This is a genomic window from Glycomyces rhizosphaerae, assembly GCF_042647865.1.
In the GTDB taxonomy this organism is placed as follows: domain Bacteria; phylum Actinomycetota; class Actinomycetes; order Mycobacteriales; family Micromonosporaceae; genus Glycomyces; species Glycomyces rhizosphaerae.
Genome location: NZ_JBHRWO010000009.1, coordinates 30,145 through 46,020, shown reverse-complemented (window position 1 = coordinate 46,020; position 15,876 = coordinate 30,145). Strand labels below are relative to the sequence as shown.

Annotated in this window: 13 protein-coding genes; 5 read left to right on the top strand and 8 right to left on the bottom strand. The window is 68.6% G+C overall.

The features are described 5' to 3' along the window. Window positions 1-5 precede the first annotated feature (5 nt). From ACFO8M_RS09450 to ACFO8M_RS09435, 4 genes are all read right to left on the bottom strand, one after another. Window positions 6-1,199: an OmpA family protein gene (locus ACFO8M_RS09450; RefSeq protein ID WP_387973830.1), complete on the bottom strand. Its 1,194-nt coding sequence runs from the start codon at window positions 1,197-1,199 to the stop codon at window positions 6-8. Between the two features lie 57 nt (window positions 1,200-1,256). Continuing rightward, window positions 1,257-2,528, bottom strand: a complete 1,272-nt coding sequence (locus ACFO8M_RS09445; RefSeq protein WP_387973827.1) for a hypothetical protein — start codon at window positions 2,526-2,528, stop codon at window positions 1,257-1,259. Window positions 2,529-2,532: 4 nt separating this feature from the next. Next, window positions 2,533-3,168: a hypothetical protein gene (locus ACFO8M_RS09440; protein ID WP_387973825.1), complete on the bottom strand. Its 636-nt coding sequence runs from the start codon at window positions 3,166-3,168 to the stop codon at window positions 2,533-2,535. A gap of 524 nt (window positions 3,169-3,692) precedes the next feature. After that, window positions 3,693-5,162, bottom strand: a complete 1,470-nt coding sequence (locus ACFO8M_RS09435; protein WP_387973822.1) for a family 43 glycosylhydrolase — start codon at window positions 5,160-5,162, stop codon at window positions 3,693-3,695. Window positions 5,163-5,295: 133 nt separating this feature from the next. Between ACFO8M_RS09435 and ACFO8M_RS09430 the strand changes: the two genes are divergently transcribed. Then, a complete protein-coding gene (locus ACFO8M_RS09430; RefSeq protein WP_387973819.1) occupies window positions 5,296-6,309 on the top strand; it encodes a LacI family DNA-binding transcriptional regulator in 1,014 nt (337 codons plus the stop codon). 44 nt (window positions 6,310-6,353) lie between these two features. On the opposite strand, the gene ACFO8M_RS09425 is transcribed toward ACFO8M_RS09430, so the two are convergent. Further along, entirely contained in the window at window positions 6,354-8,429 is a 2,076-nt protein-coding gene (locus tag ACFO8M_RS09425) for an RICIN domain-containing protein (RefSeq protein WP_387973816.1), read from the bottom strand. Window positions 8,430-8,689: 260 nt separating this feature from the next. Here ACFO8M_RS09425 and ACFO8M_RS09420 point away from each other — a divergent pair, with 260 nt between their 5' ends. The 4 genes from ACFO8M_RS09420 (at window position 8,690) to ACFO8M_RS09405 (ending at window position 13,068) form a co-directional block, all read left to right on the top strand. After that, window positions 8,690-9,946: an ABC transporter substrate-binding protein gene (locus tag ACFO8M_RS09420; RefSeq protein ID WP_387973813.1), complete on the top strand. Its 1,257-nt coding sequence runs from the start codon at window positions 8,690-8,692 to the stop codon at window positions 9,944-9,946. A gap of 67 nt (window positions 9,947-10,013) precedes the next feature. Further along, entirely contained in the window at window positions 10,014-10,964 is a 951-nt protein-coding gene (locus ACFO8M_RS09415) for a carbohydrate ABC transporter permease (RefSeq protein ID WP_387973810.1), read from the top strand. Next, window positions 10,961-11,815 carry a carbohydrate ABC transporter permease gene (locus ACFO8M_RS09410; protein ID WP_387973807.1) on the top strand — a complete coding sequence of 285 codons (855 nt, stop codon included), beginning with the start codon at window positions 10,961-10,963 and terminating at the stop codon, window positions 11,813-11,815. Before ACFO8M_RS09415 ends, ACFO8M_RS09410 begins: the two co-directional genes overlap by 4 nt. Further along, window positions 11,812-13,068 carry a family 1 glycosylhydrolase gene (locus tag ACFO8M_RS09405; protein ID WP_387973804.1) on the top strand — a complete coding sequence of 419 codons (1,257 nt, stop codon included), beginning with the start codon at window positions 11,812-11,814 and terminating at the stop codon, window positions 13,066-13,068. Before ACFO8M_RS09410 ends, ACFO8M_RS09405 begins: the two co-directional genes overlap by 4 nt. On the opposite strand, the gene ACFO8M_RS09400 is transcribed toward ACFO8M_RS09405, so the two are convergent. The 3 genes from ACFO8M_RS09400 to ACFO8M_RS09390 all read right to left on the bottom strand — a co-directional run bounded on the left by ACFO8M_RS09400 (window position 13,069) and on the right by ACFO8M_RS09390 (window position 15,761). Next, on the bottom strand, window positions 13,069-14,268 hold the full coding sequence (locus ACFO8M_RS09400) for an RNA polymerase sigma factor (RefSeq protein ID WP_387973801.1): 1,200 nt from the start codon (window positions 14,266-14,268) through the stop codon (window positions 13,069-13,071). It lies immediately after the preceding gene. Beyond that, entirely contained in the window at window positions 14,268-14,660 is a 393-nt protein-coding gene (locus ACFO8M_RS09395) for a YciI family protein (protein WP_387973798.1), read from the bottom strand. The genes ACFO8M_RS09400 and ACFO8M_RS09395 overlap by 1 nt, the downstream gene beginning before the upstream one ends. 168 nt (window positions 14,661-14,828) lie before the next feature. After that, window positions 14,829-15,761: a glycoside hydrolase family 11 protein gene (locus tag ACFO8M_RS09390; protein ID WP_387973898.1), complete on the bottom strand. Its 933-nt coding sequence runs from the start codon at window positions 15,759-15,761 to the stop codon at window positions 14,829-14,831. Between the last annotated feature and the right edge of the window lie 115 nt (window positions 15,762-15,876).

Genomic DNA, 15,876 nt, shown 5'->3' with positions numbered 1-15,876 from the left:
GTTCCCTAACCCGCCGGGCAGGCGAGCTCGACGACGACCGCGCGGTTCTTCGCGGCCGGGCCGGGCAGGAGTTCCCCGCCGGCGCCGATGTCGTTCTCCCGTCCGGGCCAGTGGGATCCGACGCCTTCGGTCGCGATCCTGTCCGCGGGGACGCCCAGGTCGACCAGGACGGCCTTGACCGCCTCGGCCCGCGACTCGGAGAGCACCATGTTGTCTTCGTCCGCGCCTTCGCTGGAGGTGGTGCCGGTCAGCTTGATGCTCAGGCGGTCGTCCGCGAGGGCGAGGTCGGCGATGCCGGACAGGGTCTCGCGGGCGGCGTCGGGGTCGACGAAGACGTCCTGGTCCACGTTGAACCGGAGTGCGCTGCTGCTGTCGTAGACGGTGGTGCCGCACTGCTCCGGGGGCGCGGGGCTCTCCGGGATCGCGGTCGGGGTGACCGAGGCGAAGTCGTCGTGAATCGGAGCGGCCGAGAGCGGCTCGTCGGGGAACTCGACGCAGCCGCCGGCCGCCTCGATCACGGCCGTCCAGATGCGGCGGAGGTCGTTGCGCTGCGGCGTGGGCAGGGCCTCCTGGGGTGCGGCGGTGTCGCCCAAGCCCACCCAGACCACGGTCTGCCCCTTGAGGTCGGGGAGGTAGTCGGTCTCCTCCAGGTAGGCGGCGACGTCGTCGGGTTCGGCCGCGAGCAGGCCCTCACCGGGGAAGTCGAGCGGGGCGAGCGTCTGCAGGCCGGAGTCGACGACGAGGATGACGCCCGGTTCGGTCATCGACCGGCCCGCCAGGGACAGTGCTCCGAGCGTGTCCGCTTCGGCCTCTTCGCTGCGGAGGGCGGCGAACTCGGCTCCCAGTGCCGCCCGGTACTCCTCGAACTCGAGCTTGAGGGCGTCGTCGTTGCCGGCGGTCGGCTCGAACTTGAACGTGGTGGTCCCGGTGGGTGCGCCGTCGGGGACGACGACTTCGACGGGCCTGGAGTCGGCGAGGGCGTCGTACAGGATCTGGTCGGTGGGGGCGGGCAGCTCCGGCGCCGGGTTGTTGGCGCGGGCTCCCCACACCAGGCTCAGGTGGTTCGAGGCCGGTTCGCATTCGAGGTCGGGCGGAGTGAAGGTGAGGCCGGACTCGCCACCGCAGGCGGCGATGAGCGGCACGAGCGTCGCGAGCGCTCCGGCGGCGGTCAGGCTTCTGGTCAGGGTGGACGTCGGCATGGGTGGCTGGCTCCAGGATGGTCGGTCGGTGGAACAGGGGGCGGTCCGCGGGGCGACTCAGTCGGCGGTGTTCAGGGGCGGTGACCGGAAGAGCGCGTCGGTCATCGCGGGGTCTTTGAGGATCTCGGCGATCTTGTGCCGCGCGAAGTTCTGCAACTCGTCGCCGACCAGGGCCAGGCGGACGCGTTCCTCGGCGGCGATCAGCTCGCTCTTCGCTTTGAGCTCAAGCAGATGCGCGTGGCGCTGCCGGATGCGGCTGAGCCGTTCGGCATCGGCCTCGGCTTCGAGGCAGGCCTTCTCATAGGCGTGCTTCACCCGGCTGTAGCGCGCATGCGCGGGATCGTGCAGCGCATAGGCGCCGGACGCGGCGATGATCCCCGCGACCAGGTACAACGCCGCGAACAGGATGGCGTTGAGGATCATGGTCTCGCTGGGCCCGGTCGACAGCGGTTCCGTCGGGGCGGCAGGAGTCTCGGTGGGGCTGAAGCCGCCGGAGTCGACGGCCGACAGCGCCGATCCGAGCGGTTCGACGGTGAGCCGGATGTAGCAGGCGATCACGCCGAGCCCGAGCCAGGCCACGGCCATCCCGAGCGCGACGCCGCCGGGCCGCCATCGGCCCTCTTCGGCGCGGTGGCGGATCGACACGCCGATCATATGGGCCAGGAAGACGACCGCGAGCGAGATGGCCGCGGTCATCATGATGTGGAAGGACTCGGAGTTCTCGGGGATGGCGAGCTTCATGATCTGGTAGAACGCGACGACATCCGCGCCGAGCGCGACCACCAGCGCCACCAGGTAGAACCAGGTGGCGCGGGAGCGTCCGGCGAGGATGATCTTCTCGACCATGCCGTTCCTGCGCGCGGGTGAGGGCTCGGAAGCAGCGGTCGGCTTGAGCTGCACCGTGTCCCCGTCCGGTTCAGGTGCGGCCGCGGCCCAGAAGTCGTTCTTCGGCGGCGCGGGCACGACGGCTTCGCGGACGGTCTTCGCGTCCTCGAGCCGGCTGCGGAAGATCTCGTGGCGGTGCCAGGCGGCCTGGAGCCGGGCCTCCGCGACTTCGATCCGGCCCTGAAGGGCCGCTTGGTAGACGTTGAGCTGCCGGTCGATCTGGCCGATCCACTGCTTGACCCGGTCGCGAATGGCCTGGTCGTAGGGCGCTGCCAGCGAGCCCTCGTCGAGCCCGTCGGGCACGAGCCGGGCGATCCGGGCCTCGATCTCGCGCTCGAACTCGCGTCGGCCGGTGTCGTCGACCGGCGCGAACGGGGCCGGATCCGGTCCTTCGGCAAGGGCGTCGCGGCGCCGGTCGCGGATCGTCCGCATCCATACGTTCAAGTGGTCACCACTCTCGGGGTTCGCTGTCGAGGTCGTCAACGCGGTCCTGTTCGGACAGGACCAGCCGCGGGTCGTCGACCCACGCGGGCAGGTCGGGCTCGGCCTGCTGGAGGAGCCGGTTGAGGCGCTTGCCCTCCGGATGGGTCCGCACCAGCTGCTGCGAGTAGATCGAGCGGCGGATCTGGTAGTGGTGCCAGTACGCCCGCGCGCGGTGCGCCGCCGCCTGGCACAGGGCGTCGATGTCCTTCCGGTGGGCGTCGGCCGCGGAACGGGCCCGGTTGAACTCGTCCCACCTGGCGATGTACGCGGCATCGGCCCGGTCGTACTCGCGCCGATGGTCCGCCAGCCGGCGCCGCCGGACGGTGTCCTCGGTCAGGTCCTCGCGGCCCTCCTCGAAGGAGCGCCGCAGCGGCGGTTCGGTGGTGTCGGGTTTGCCGATCGCATCGCGGCGGGTCAGGGCCGCGCTCACTCTTTCGCGCAAGGCGCCGAGCCCGTTCAGGGCGGCGGCCTGCCGCTTGGACGATTCGACGCAGGCCTCGACGCACGCCTTCCGCACCGCGGCGACCTCTTGCTGGGCCTGATTGGTGAGCATCGAATGCATCTGGCTGACGTTGATGCCCGACTCGGCAATCGCTGTCACCGGGGGTTCGGATCCGTGCGGCGCATTGCCTTCGTTCACATTGGCCACAGGAAGCTCAGGAATGCCTTTCCTGCCGTCACGCCACCCGTGCCACCGGTCCATCATTCGCCGGGAGAACGAATAGGGGATCGAGAGGTCCGTCGACCGCGATGACCTCGGCGATCGCGGAGAAAAGGAACCATTCGGACCGGGGGAATCATTGATCATGAGCGGCGGCCTCGGGGGCAGAATGCGAAGGGGCTGCCAAGGTTATATCGCGTTCGCCGCCAACCGCATTCGGGGTGCCCCGAGTGCGGTCGCAAATTGATCTTGGGCTTGCGCCGATCAGGCGAATGCCGTCGTCACGTCTCGCATGCATGACTCATTCTGCAATGAGCCATCACGAGTTCTTCATGAGTTCCCACGGAAGGATTCGTGAAGGAATCAGGATGGCGATCCTGCCGATCCATGCCATTCCATCCGCGATGGCCGATCGCCCGGTGCAGCCGAAAGGGGGCCCGTCGCCGGGCCCCCTTTCGGGTCGGTCACTCGCCCGAGGGCGGGTTCAAGACTCGGCCGCTGGGGACCGGGGTGCCGAAGTTCGGGGTGCCGTCGGCGTTGAAGGTGAAGGGCTGCACGCGGGTCTCGCGGTTGGAACCGCAGCCTTGGCCCGTCTGCGGGTTGGCGTGGTAGACCAGCCAGTGCTGCGAGCCGTCGGGCGAGGTGAAGAACCCGTTGTGGCCCGTGCCGTAAGAACCGGCGGCCTGCTGGAACACCGGCGTGGAGCGCTTCGTCCACGACGAGGCGGCGACCGGGTTCGAGCCGGTCAGCTCGAGCAGGCCCAGCTTGTAGTCGTCCGTCGTGCACGACGAGGCCGAGTACGTGACGAAGGTCCGGCCGCCGTGCTGGAGCACGACCGGGGCCTCGTTCACGTTGGCGCCCACGGTCTCCCAGCTGAGCGTCGGCGTCGCGATCGTGACCTGCGAGCCCGTCACGGTCCACGGGTTCGACATGGCGGCGATGCGCACCGACTGGTTCGCGCCGACCCACTCGCTCCACATCAGGTACAGCGAGCCGTTGACCTCGAGGTAGGTGCCGTCGATGTTCCACTGGTTCGGCAGCGGCGTGCCCATGAACTCGTACGGGCCCATGGGAGTCGAGCTCGTCGAGCGCAGCACGTGGAGGCGCTGGCCGTCGAAGTTCGTCTGCGAGTTGCCGGAGGTGTACATGAGATACCAGACGCCGCCGATCTGGTGGAACTCCGGCGCCCAGTGGGAGCAGCAGCGCGAGGTGTTGCCGGAGTCGTTCCACACCGTCGAGTCCGTGGCGGTCTTCAGGCCGGCGAGGGTGGTGGCGCGGCGCATGTTGACCGTGGAATCCCAAGTGGTCGTGGACATGTAGTAGTAGCCGTCGTGGTACTCGATCCACGGGTCCGCGCCGTTGGAGCGGATCGGGTTCGCGACGCCGGTGTTCGCGGCCTCGCTCAGCCACCACTTCTGGGCGTTGAGGCCGTTGTAGGTGTACTGCGAGACGCGGGTGCCCGCGGTCGTCGACCATTCCCACAGGTCCAGGGCCTTGCCCGAGAAGCGGTTGATGAAGCTGTACGAGCCGTCGGCGTGCTCGGTGACCGACCACTGCTGGTTGGTGAAGTTCTGGTCGGTCGCCTGGGCGATGGTCGCGCCGTCGGCGGCGTTCCAGCCCCACGCGTCCAGGACCATGTTGGAGTGGCGGGCCTGGATGCGGTAGTAGCCGCCGCCGGAGGAGACGAAGCGGAACTGCTGGTTCGTCCCGGCGGTGCGCTGCCACTGGGTGAGTTCGGCGCCGGCCGCGGTCGACGCGTCCTTGATGTCGAGGGTGTAGTTGGAATGGGCGCTGCTGATCGTGAACCAGACGCCGGTGGTCACGGCGGCCTTGGCGGGCGTCGGCGTCGCCGCGACCAGGGCGAAGGTCATCAGGAGGGCGGCGGCGACGAGGGCGATGAGCGCCCGGCCTCGCCGTATCACTGAAACGGACATCGTTGTCTCCATTGCTGGTTGACGGGTGGATGGGACGGCGTTCCGGCCGATGGGCGGCGCGGAGCGCAGGGAAATGCTAGGTGGAATCCGATTGTTTGCATCGTTGTAGGATGGCCCCGACCGAGGAGGTGCGATGGCCGCGACCCTGCGCGATGTCGCGAAGCTGGCAGGCGTGTCGTTCAAGACCGTCTCGAACGTCATCAACGACCATCCGCACGTCCGCCCGGCGACTCGGGACAAGGTCGAGCGCGCGATCGCCGAGCTCGGCTACAAGCCGAACCTGAGCGCGCGGAGCCTGCGGTCGGGCCGCACGAACACGATCGCCCTCGCCGTCCCCGAACTGAACCTGAGCTACTTCGCCGAGCTCGCCGGCTACATCATCGCGGCCGCCGAGGAGAAGGGCCTGGTCACGCTGGTCGAGCAGACCGGCGGGGACCGCGAGCGGGAGCTGGCGCTGCTGCACAGCCCGCGCCTGAGCATGACGGACGGCCTCATCATGAGCCCGCTGGGCATGGGGCAGGAGGACACCGAGGCGCTCGACGTCCCGTTCCCGCTGGTGCTGCTGGGCGAGCGGACCTTCGACTGGCCGTGCGACCACGTCACCATGCGCAACGAGGACGCCGCCCGCGCCGCCACCGAGTACCTCATCAGTTCGGGCCGCCGCCGGATCGCCGTCATCGGCGAGAACGAGGCCGAGGTCATGGGCTCGGCCCGGCTGCGGCTCCGCGGCTACCGCGAAGCGCTTGCGGCCGAGGGCATCGAGTACGACGAGCGGCTGGTCGCACGTGCGACGCTCTGGCACCGCGCCGACGGCGCGCGGGCGATGCACGAGCTGCTGGAGCGCGGCGTCGCGTTCGACGCGGTCTTCGGCTTCAACGACACGATGGCGCTCGGCGCGATGCGCGTGCTCCAGGAGGCGGGACTGCGGGTGCCCGAGGACGTGGCGGTGCTCGGCTTCGACGACCTGGACGAGGCCGCCTACTCCATCCCGTCGCTGACCACAGTGGATCCGGGCCGGGAGTGGCTGGCCCGCACCGCGGTCGGCACGCTGCTCGAACGCATCGGGCAGGGCGGCGCCGAACTGCCGCCGCGCACCAAGCTGGCGGATTTCAGCATCGTGGAGCGGGAGTCCGCCCCGAGGGTGTGACCCCCGGGGCGGCGGGCTCGTCGCCCGCCGGCCCCGGTGGCCGCTTATTGGATGCCCTCTTTCACGAGCCGCCACTGCTGGCACGTGAAGCCGTTGGACGGCCACTGCTGGGCGACGGCCCCGTCAGCGGTCGAGCAGCCGTCGATCTCCAGCCTGTCGCCGCTGTTGGCGTTGGCGAAGGTCCACCAGCCGCCGGTGGTCGCGGCGTTCCAGGACTGGGTGGCGCTCCCGGTCGGGCCCCATTGGACGGCATTGGTGCCGTCGGTCGTGGACGCGTTCGGGATCTCCAGGAGCTTGCCGCTGTTGCGGTTGGTGAACTTGACGGTGCTGGTGCCGCTCACGGTCCAGCGCTGGGTCGCGTTGTTGGTGTCGCCCCACTGCCCGACGGCCGCGCCGTCCGCGGTCGAGGCGCCCAGCACTTCGAGGAACTTGCCGCTGTTGCGGTTCGCGACCTGGAAGACGGGGTCGAGCGCGGTGCTCCGGTACAGGTGCACGACGTCGAGTTCGGCGAAGTTGGTGCCCTTGGTGAACCGGATGGTGTTGCTGCCCGCGTTGAGGCTCACGGACTTCTGCGCCCAGTTGTACCGGCCCCAGTCGACCGTGGCCGGGTAGCTGATCGAGGAGCCCGCCCCGCCGTTGACGCTGACGCTGTGGGTCGCGGTGGACCCGAAGCCGTTGTCGTAGCGGACGTTCATCGTGTAGGTCCCGGCGGCCGGGACGTTGACGGTGAACTCGACGTAGTCGCCGGCGTCGTTGATGTTGCCGACCTTCGAACCGTTCGAGGCCTGCACGTGGGCGACGGTGGAGGCGCTGTTCACGGTGGCGTTCTCGGCCTCGTACTGCTGGGCGTCGAGCGGGATCGAGCCGACCCTGATGTCGTTGAGGTCGGTGGTCAGGTTCTCGACGTTCGTGGCCTGGTAGAGCGTGCGGCCGTCGGCGCTCACGTCGATGCCCTGGGCGAAGCCGGAGAAGTTGCCGCCCTGGGTGTCGGAGGCGTCGTAGGTGACCGCCATCGGCAGCCGCTCCCACGGGCCCTCGCCGAGGTTGTAGTTGACGTAGAAGTTCTGGCCGCCGTCGATGGTGCCGTTCCCGTCGAGCGACCACTTCGAGGCCACCACGACCATGCCCTTCGGGCCGCCGGAGGGCGCCCAGGTCACGTACGGGGAGGAGCCGATGCCGCGGCCGTTGGCGAGCTTGATCGGCGTGCCGATGGAGGTGGTGGTCCCCCAGTTCAGGCCGTCGGCGGAGGTCTTGTAGTAGACCGGCGCGGTGTTGTTGGACTGGCTGGGGCGGTTGACGACCTCGAAGGTGGCGAGGTAGCGGCCGTCGCCCATCTTCGTCACGGTGATCATGCCGGGGCGGTCGCTCTGGTTCGTCGGCGCCGAGACGTTGACGAGGGAGCCCCAGGTGTGGCCGCCGTCGGTGGAGCGGCGGTAGGAGATGGCCTGGAGGACCCCGTTGGCCTTCTGGCGCTCGTCGGAGAAGTACGCGGCGAGGCCGCCGTTCCCGTCGATCGCGAGCGAGGGCTCCCACACGGTGGTCGTGGTGGAGGACGGGGACGGGTCGTAGACCGCCGGGCCGCCGGAGTCGATGGTGCTCAGGTAGCTCCAGCTCGTCCCCTGGTTCGTGCTCTTGTACACGACCAGGCGGCTGGAGGAGCGGTCCTCGGGCATGATCATCCCGGCCAGCAGGATGGTGCCCGCGGCCAGGTCGCCGGTGGTCTGGGTGACCTCGAAGAGGAACGGCTGGGCGGTGCGGGTCAGGGCAGGGAACTGGTCGCTGGGGTTGACGTCGGCGATCTTGGTGAAGCTGGTGCCGTTGTCCGTCGAGCGGTAGATCGGGTAGACCTGCTCGCCGTTCTGGAGGACGAGCTGGTCGTAGGTGACCAGCTGGGTGCCGTTCGAGAGCACGATGATCTTGGCGTAGGTGGTGCCGGCTGGCGCGGCGCCTTCGGGGTTGAACGAGCTGCCGGCTGCCGGCGAGTACACCAGCGCGCCGTTCCCGGTGGTGACCGCCTGTGTGGGAGATTGCCATCCGAGGGTGACGAGCAGCGCCATAAGGGCCGTCAGTGCGCAGGCGGCGCTGAAGCGTCGCATGTTGCGCGTTTGGACAAGTGACATGAGCGGTTCCGTTTCTTACAACGTTGTATGTTAGGAGGAGCACATCCTAGATCCGCTGCCGTCGATCGGTCAAGTCCCCGGTCACGGAATGGAAAAGAAGTGGAAACGAAGCCCCCACGGCGTTGACAGCCGCCATGACGGGTCCTTAGGATTCACGAAATTACAACGTTGTACAAGGCGTGCCCGGTTGCCCAGGCCTCCCGAATCGGCGTTGCACCAATCAAAGACAGCGCAGTCTCGCGTTGGGAGGGAACACGGAAATGACACGCACACGGATCCTGCTCGGCTCAGGGGTCGCCGCACTCGCGCTCATCGCGACCGGCTGCTCCGGGAGCGACGAGGCCGGAGGCCCGGTAGAGCTCACGTTCTGGCACGGCTACACCGAGGCCGACGGCGACGTGCTCGAGGGCATCGTCGACGACTTCAACGCGTCGCAAGAGGACATCACCATCACCACCGAGGTGAAGACCTGGGCGAGCATCGACGACTCGCTGCTGACCGCGCTGTCCGCGGGCGAAGGCCCCGACATCGTCGCGATGCCCGCCGAGCGCCTGCCGGTCTACGCCGACAAGGGCGCCTTCCAGGAGCTCGACGACTTCTACGCCGGTGAAGACAGCAACACCGCGAACCTCGTCGAGGGCGCAGTGTCCATGGTCGAGGTCGACGGCGCCAAGTACGGCGTGCCCACCGGCTTCGTGCCGCTCGCGGTCTACTACAACACCGCGCTCTTCGAGGCCGCCGGCGTCACCGCGGCCCCGACCACCTGGGACGAGTGGGTCGCCACCTCGCAGCAGCTCACGGTCGACGAGAACGGCGACGGCACGCCCGAGCAGTACGGCACGGTCCTGCCCGACCACGCCACCGTCGCCAACGGCCTGTGGCCGTCGCTGTTCTACGGCAACGGCGGGAACATCGTCGAGGACGGCAAGGCCGTCATCGACTCGCCCGAGAACGCCGAGACGCTCGAGTTCTGGCGCAACGCGATCGTGGACGAGCAGATCTCGCCCACCGGTGTGGACGGCATCGGCGCCGACGAGCTGTTCAGCGCCGGCAAGGCCGCGATGACCGTCGGCGGCCCCTGGATGGCCTCGATCGCCGACGAGAACGGCATCGCCTACGAGATCGCGCCGATCCCGGCCGGTCCCGTCGAGCAGGCCGCCTCCGCGATCGGCGTGACCATGTCGGTCACCGCCGACACGAGCAATGACGAGCAGGCCGCCGCCGAGGAGTTCTTCTCGTTCTTCCTCAACGACGAGAACGCCGTCGCCTGGTCGCTCGGCTCGGGCTGGCCACCGCTGCGCACCGACGTCCCGGCCGAGGCCGTCGCCGAGAACCCGGTCGTCGTGTCGCTCAGCGAGATCGCCGACACCGGTCGCCCGCTCCTGCCGGGCGTCGTGAACAGCGTGGACGTCCTCGCCGCGGTCGACGAGCTCACTCAGCGGGCCGTCGCCGGTGAGGACATCGACGCCCTGCTCGCCGAGGCGCAGACCGAGATCCAGACCGCGCTCGACGAGTAATCAGTACCGGCGGGGGCGCCCTCGGGCGTCCCCGCCCTCTTTCACGAACGGAGGAAACGAGGAGACCATGAGTGCACAGCAGTCACCGGCCCGCCGGTACCGCCCGCCCGCACCGCTCGGAGGGAGGCCCCGCCGGCTCGACAGCCCCTTGCGCCGCAACGCGATGGCCGCCGCGTTCCTCGCACCGGGCCTGATCATCATCGGCCTGTTCACCGTGTGGCCGATGCTCTCGGCGCTGCGCCTGTCCTTCACCGACGCGAGCGGCTTCGGCGACCCCGAATGGGTCGGCATCCAGAACTATGTGGACGTCTTCTCCGACCCCGACCTGCTCAAGGCCGTCACGAATACGGTGCTCTACACCGTCCTGTTCACCCCGACCGCGGTCCTCGCCGCCCTCGGCCTGGCGCTGCTGCTCAACAGCCCGCACCTGCCGTTCCGCTCGTTCTTCCGCACCGCGCTGTTCGTGCCCTTCGTGGTCTCGTTCGCCGTGGCGGCCTTCGCGTGGAGCTACCTCATCGACCCGCAGGTGGGCCTGCTCAACTACTGGCTGCGCGGCATGGGGATCCAGCTCGGCAACGTCCTGCAGGACCCGGAGCTGGCGATGCCCGCCGTCGCGTTCGTCGCGGTGTGGAAGCTCTTCGGCTTCTACTTCGTGATCTTCCTGGCCGGGCTCCAGGACATCCCGTCCTCGCTGTACGAGGCCGCCCGCATGGACGGCGCGGGCCCGTGGTCGCGGTTCCGCAACGTCACCCTCCCGCTCCTGTCGAACACGATGGCGTTCGTGCTGATCTTCGCGATGATCGCCGCGCTCCAGGCCTTCGACCAGATCTACGTCATGACCGGCGGCGGCCCTTACGGCAGCACGCAGACCCTCGTCATGGAGATCTACGAGTCCGGTTTCCGCAAGCTCGACATCGGCTTCGCCTCCGCGCTCTCGTACGTGCTGCTCATCGCCACGCTGATCCTGAGCCTCGTGCAGTTCGCGTTCTTCGGCCGCAAAGAAAAGGACATCGCATGAGCACCGCCGCCGCCAAGCGCAGCCGCTTCCGCGAGCTCCGGCCGAGCACCGTGGCCGCCACGGTCGCCCTCATCCTCGTCAGCGCCGTCGTGCTGCTGCCCATCGTGATCATCGTGCTCACCGCGTTCAAGCCGGTCGCCGAAGTGAACGCCTACCCGCCGAGCCTGCTCCCGGACACCTGGACGCTCGACAACCTGAAGACCGTGACGTCCGAGCTGCCGTTCCTCAGGCTGGTCGGCAACAGCTTCGTGTTCGCGGGCGGCGTCACCGTGTTCGCGCTCGTCTTCGACTCGCTCGCGGCGTACGCCCTGGCCCGCATGGACTTCAAGGGCCGCAAACTCCTGCTCGTCGCGATCATCGCGACCCTGATGATCCCGTTCCAGGCCACGCTGATCCCGCTCTACCAGCTGGTCGCGGACCTCGGCTGGGTGAACACGTACACCGGGCTCATCGCGCCGCGCGCGGCCGACGCGTTCGGGATCTTCTTCCTGCGCCAGTTCTTCCTCGCGCTCCCCCGCGACATCGACGCGGCCGCGCGGATCGACGGCGCGGGCGAGTTCCGGATCTTCCGCTCGATCGTGCTGCCGAACGCCGTGCCCGCCCTGCTCACCTTGGGGCTGTTCACGTTCGTGAACAACTGGAACGACCTGCTGTGGCCGCTGGTGTTCACCACCGACGCCGAGATGGGCACCATCACCTCCGGCCTGACGCTGCTGACCGGACCGAGCGGCATCGTGCCGCACGGCGTGATGATGGCCGGCTCGCTCATCGCGATCCTGCCGCTCGTCATCGCGTTCCTCTTCATCCAGCGCCGCTTCATCGAGAACATCGCAACGACAGGACTCAAATGACCTCCCCCCATTGGCACCGCGACGGCGCCCTCCACTTCGCGGTCGGCGTCGAGGACACGTTCGTGCCCCAAGCGGCGCCCGGCGAGCGGCCGATCGACGAGTACGAGCTCACCCAGCACTACGCGAAGTGGCACTCCGACCTGGCTCTGGCGAGCGGGGCGGGCGCGGAGCTCGTGCGCTGGGGCGTGCCGTGGTACCGGATCGAACCTGAAGCGGGCCAATGGCATTGGAGCTGGCTCGACCAGGTCATGGACCGCTTCGCGGAGCTCGGTCTGCGCCCCATCGTCGACCTCATGCACTACGGCACGCCGCTGTGGATGGAGGACCAGTTCGCGAACGCCGACTACCCCGCCCGAGTGGCCGAGTACTCGGCGAAGGTGGCGGAGCGCTACGCGCACTTGGGCTTCACCGACTACACGCCGGTGAACGAGCCGATGATCCACGCCCTGTTCTCCGGGGAGTACGCGTACTGGCCGCCGTATCTCAAAGGGCCGCAAGGTTTCAGCGAGATCGTGCAGCAACTCGCCCGCGGCTTCGTGCTCGCGCAGCGCTCCATTGCCGACGTGCTCGGAGAGAAGGCCGTCTTCGTGCACGTGGACGCCGGGATGCGCTACGTCGGTGACATCGACGCCCCCGAGCACCGGGAGCACGCCGCCAGGCTGAAGGAACAGGTCTTCCTCGTGGAGGACCTGGTGACCGGCCGGGTCGACGAATCCCATCCGCTGCAGCCGTTCCTGGCCGCGAACGGCTGGAACGACGAGTACTTCGCGTGGTTCACCGAAGCACCTGTCCTGCCGGACGTGATGGGCGTGAACTACTACCCGCTGCACTCGACCGAGGTGTTCGAGGCCGGGGTCTTCCACAAGGGGGGCTTCAAGGACCCGCGTCCGTGCCAGGACGACGGCGTCACCGGGCTCGCCGAGCTGCTTCGCGAAGCGGCGGACCGGTATCAGGTGCCGGTCATGCTGACCGAGACCTGCGTGACCGGTTCGGTCAAGGAGCGCACCGACTGGCTCGACGAGTCGGTGGCGGCCATGCACGACCTGCGAGGGTCCGGTGTGGACGTCGTCGGGTACACCTGGTGGCCGCTGTTCGACATGTACGAGTGGACCTACCGCCACACGGAGCTGCCGCGCGAGTCGCACCGACTCACCATGGGACTGTGGGAACTCCAGGAGAACGACGGCGACCTCGCCCGGATCGAGACCCCGGTGGCCGACCGCTTCCGCCACCACGCCGGTCGCGGCCGGTAGCTACGCCGCCGCGGCCCTTCGCAGCAAGTAGCGCTGCTCGGGCCGACTCGTGGTGAGACGGGCCGCCTCCCGGTAGGCGGCTTCGGATTCGGTCCTTCGACCGGCCAGTTCAAGGAGATGGGCCCGGACGGCGTGCAGCCGGTGATGCTTCTCGAGACTGCTGTTCTGCAGCAACGACTCGAGCATCGCCAGCGCCGTTTCGGGCCCTTCGGTCATCGCGACGGCGACCGCACGGTTCATGGTGACGACGGGACTCGGCGCGATGGCGTCGAGCATCCGGTAGAGCTCGGCGATCTGGGGCCAGTCGGTGGCGGCGTAGTCGGCGGTCTCGGCGTGGACGGCGGCGATGGCCGCCTGGAGCTGGAACGGTCCGACCGGGCCGGTGGGGAGCGCGTGTTCAAGCAGCGCAACCCCTTCGGCGATCAAGTCTCGGTCCCAACCGGACCGGTCCTGCTCGGCGAGCGGTACGAGTTCGCCTTCGCCGTCGACCCGCGCCGCGGTGCGGGCCTCGGTCAGGAGCATCAGGGCGAGCAGGCCCGCGGTCTCGGTGTCGCTGGGGAGTCGCCGGTGCAGTTCTTGCGCGAGCCGGATCGCCTCCGAAGTCAGCGAAACGTCGACCAGGGCGGTGCCGCCGCTGCTGGCGTACCCCTCGTTGAAGATCAGGTAGAGGGCCTGACGCACCGATCGCACGCGTTCGGTCAGGTCGTCGGCGGCAACAGCACCAACGCGCGCACCAGCCTTCGACAGGGTCGACTTCGCCCGGCTGATCCGCTGGGCCATGGTCGCCGCGGGCACCAGGAACGCCGAAGCGATCTGCTCGGTGGTGAGCCCGCCGACCGCTCTTAGCGTCAAGGCGACCTGCGAAGCGGCGGAAAGAGACGGATGACAGCACAAGAGCAGCAGATGCAGCGAATCATCCTGGTCGATCGCTTCGGTAACCGGTGCCTCGGCTTTGGCCTCGCGGTCGACGCGGGCGAGATCGCTGCGCAGGGCGTCGATCAGGCGCCGGGACGCGACCTGGATGAGCCAGCCGCGCGGGTACTCCGGGACGCCCTCCTCCGGCCAGTGCAGTGCCGCCGCGACCAGGGCCTCCTGCGCCGCTTCCTCGCAGCGGTCGAAGTCCTGGTAGCGGCGGACGAGCGCCCCGAGGACGTGTGCCGACTCGCGCCGCCACACCTCCTCGAGGCGGTCCGGTCCCACTAGTGGTCCTCGCCGCCGGGCCACATCGCCGGACGCAGCTCGATGGTCTCGCCGGGACCGGAGAACACCCTCGCGATCTCCTGGGCGCGTTCGGGTCCGGAGACGTCGACCAGGAAGAACCCGGCCAGGTGCTCCTTGTATTCGGAGTACGGGCCGTCGGTCGTCAGCGGCTTGCCGTCCTGCCAGCGGTACAGCGTCGACGTGCTCGGGTCGGCCAAGGCCTCGGCGGCTACCAGCTCGCCGCTGGCGCTCAACTCCTCCAGCAGCGCCTCGAACTCGGCGTTCATCCGCTCGCGCTGCTCAGTGGGCAGCGCCTGGTTCTCGGCGATGAAATCGCCTGTGGGATGCCCCCAGGGCTGCGGGTTCGAGTGGATAAGAATCACGTACTTCACGGTGACCTCCGGGTCGCTCCAGGCCAGGTTATTCCGGCCGTTCGCATGAGACGACGGAGTCACGCCACCGTTCTCGACATCCCGGGGCGAAGTTTTTCAGCGACGTGGCCCCGGCGGGAGCCAGGGCCACTTTCGATGAACTTGCGACCGTGCCGTCTTGCCAGGTCTTTAGCTGCAGGCGACCGTCGGCCAGTTCCAGTTGCCGTTGGCCTGGATGGTGAGGCCGAAGTTGTTGCCGTTGCCGTTGGGGGTGGCGACGAGCTGCTGAGCGGTCGGATACGTGGCGTTGCAGTTCCAAGTGGCGATGACCTTCGCCGGCGAGGGGATGTTCAACGTGGTCTGCCAGTCGCTCTTGCCCGACACGGCGACGTTGAGGTTGTAGCGGTCGCTCCAGCTCTGGCCGGCCGACAGCGTCGCCGTGCAGGCGCCGCCTCCTCCTCCGCCGCCGCCGGTGCTGCCGATGGTGATGTTGGAGCTGCCGCTGGACTGGTAGCCCTCGGACGCCAGGACCATGTAGTAGTTGAACGCGCCGAGGTTCAGGCCCGCGCGGGCCCAGGCGTCGAAGTGGGTGCCGGTGTTGATGGTGCCGCCGGTGCGCTTGGACTGGCGGACGCTCCAGTACTGGTCGAAGGTCCTGGTGCCCTCCACGGACGGCTGGTTGTAGCGGGTGGTCTTGTAGATGTCATAGGTGCCGCCGTCGTCGGTGACCGTGCCGCGGCGGTCGTTACCGCCGGGCCGGTAGGTGCCGTAGTTCTCGACGATGTAGTACTCCACCAGCGGGTTCGCGGTCCAGCCGTACAGGGCCAGGTATCCGTTGCCCGGCGAGTTGAAGCTGCCGGAGTACTGGACGGCGCGGCGGCTGCCGTTGGACCAGCCCTTGCCGCCGACCCAGTTGTTGACGCCGGACCACTGCGAGCTGTAGTTCCCGCCCGCGCCGAGGGTCATCGAGGCGCGGCCTTGGGTGTCGGTCCAGAACGAGTAGTAGTACCCGTTGTGGGTGCCCTCCTGATTGGTGTTGATGACCTGCTGGGCGTTCGCCGTGCCGGGCAGCAGCAGCCCCGCGCCGCCGAACACCAGGGCGGCGCCGCCGCCGAGCAGCATGCTGCGGCGACTGAATGGACCCATGGACGCGTTGTCCTTGGACATCCTTCCTCCTTTTGAAGGGTGCGAACCGGCCCGCTCCAGGCAGACCGGATTGAACTCCATCGATATAGAT

Coding starts and splice junctions, on each gene's coding strand:
- ACFO8M_RS09450 (WP_387973830.1), bottom strand. CDS start 1,199: ATGCCGACGTCCACCCTGACCAGAAGCCTGACCGCCGCCGGAGCGCTC.
- ACFO8M_RS09420 (WP_387973813.1), top strand. CDS start 8,690: ATGACACGCACACGGATCCTGCTCGGCTCAGGGGTCGCCGCACTCGCG.
- ACFO8M_RS09435 (WP_387973822.1), bottom strand. CDS start 5,162: ATGTCCGTTTCAGTGATACGGCGAGGCCGGGCGCTCATCGCCCTCGTC.
- ACFO8M_RS09405 (WP_387973804.1), top strand. CDS start 11,812: ATGACCTCCCCCCATTGGCACCGCGACGGCGCCCTCCACTTCGCGGTC.
- ACFO8M_RS09415 (WP_387973810.1), top strand. CDS start 10,014: ATGAGTGCACAGCAGTCACCGGCCCGCCGGTACCGCCCGCCCGCACCG.
- ACFO8M_RS09390 (WP_387973898.1), bottom strand. CDS start 15,761: ATGCTGCTCGGCGGCGGCGCCGCCCTGGTGTTCGGCGGCGCGGGGCTG.
- ACFO8M_RS09425 (WP_387973816.1), bottom strand. CDS start 8,429: ATGTCACTTGTCCAAACGCGCAACATGCGACGCTTCAGCGCCGCCTGC.
- ACFO8M_RS09430 (WP_387973819.1), top strand. CDS start 5,296: ATGGCCGCGACCCTGCGCGATGTCGCGAAGCTGGCAGGCGTGTCGTTC.
- ACFO8M_RS09410 (WP_387973807.1), top strand. CDS start 10,961: ATGAGCACCGCCGCCGCCAAGCGCAGCCGCTTCCGCGAGCTCCGGCCG.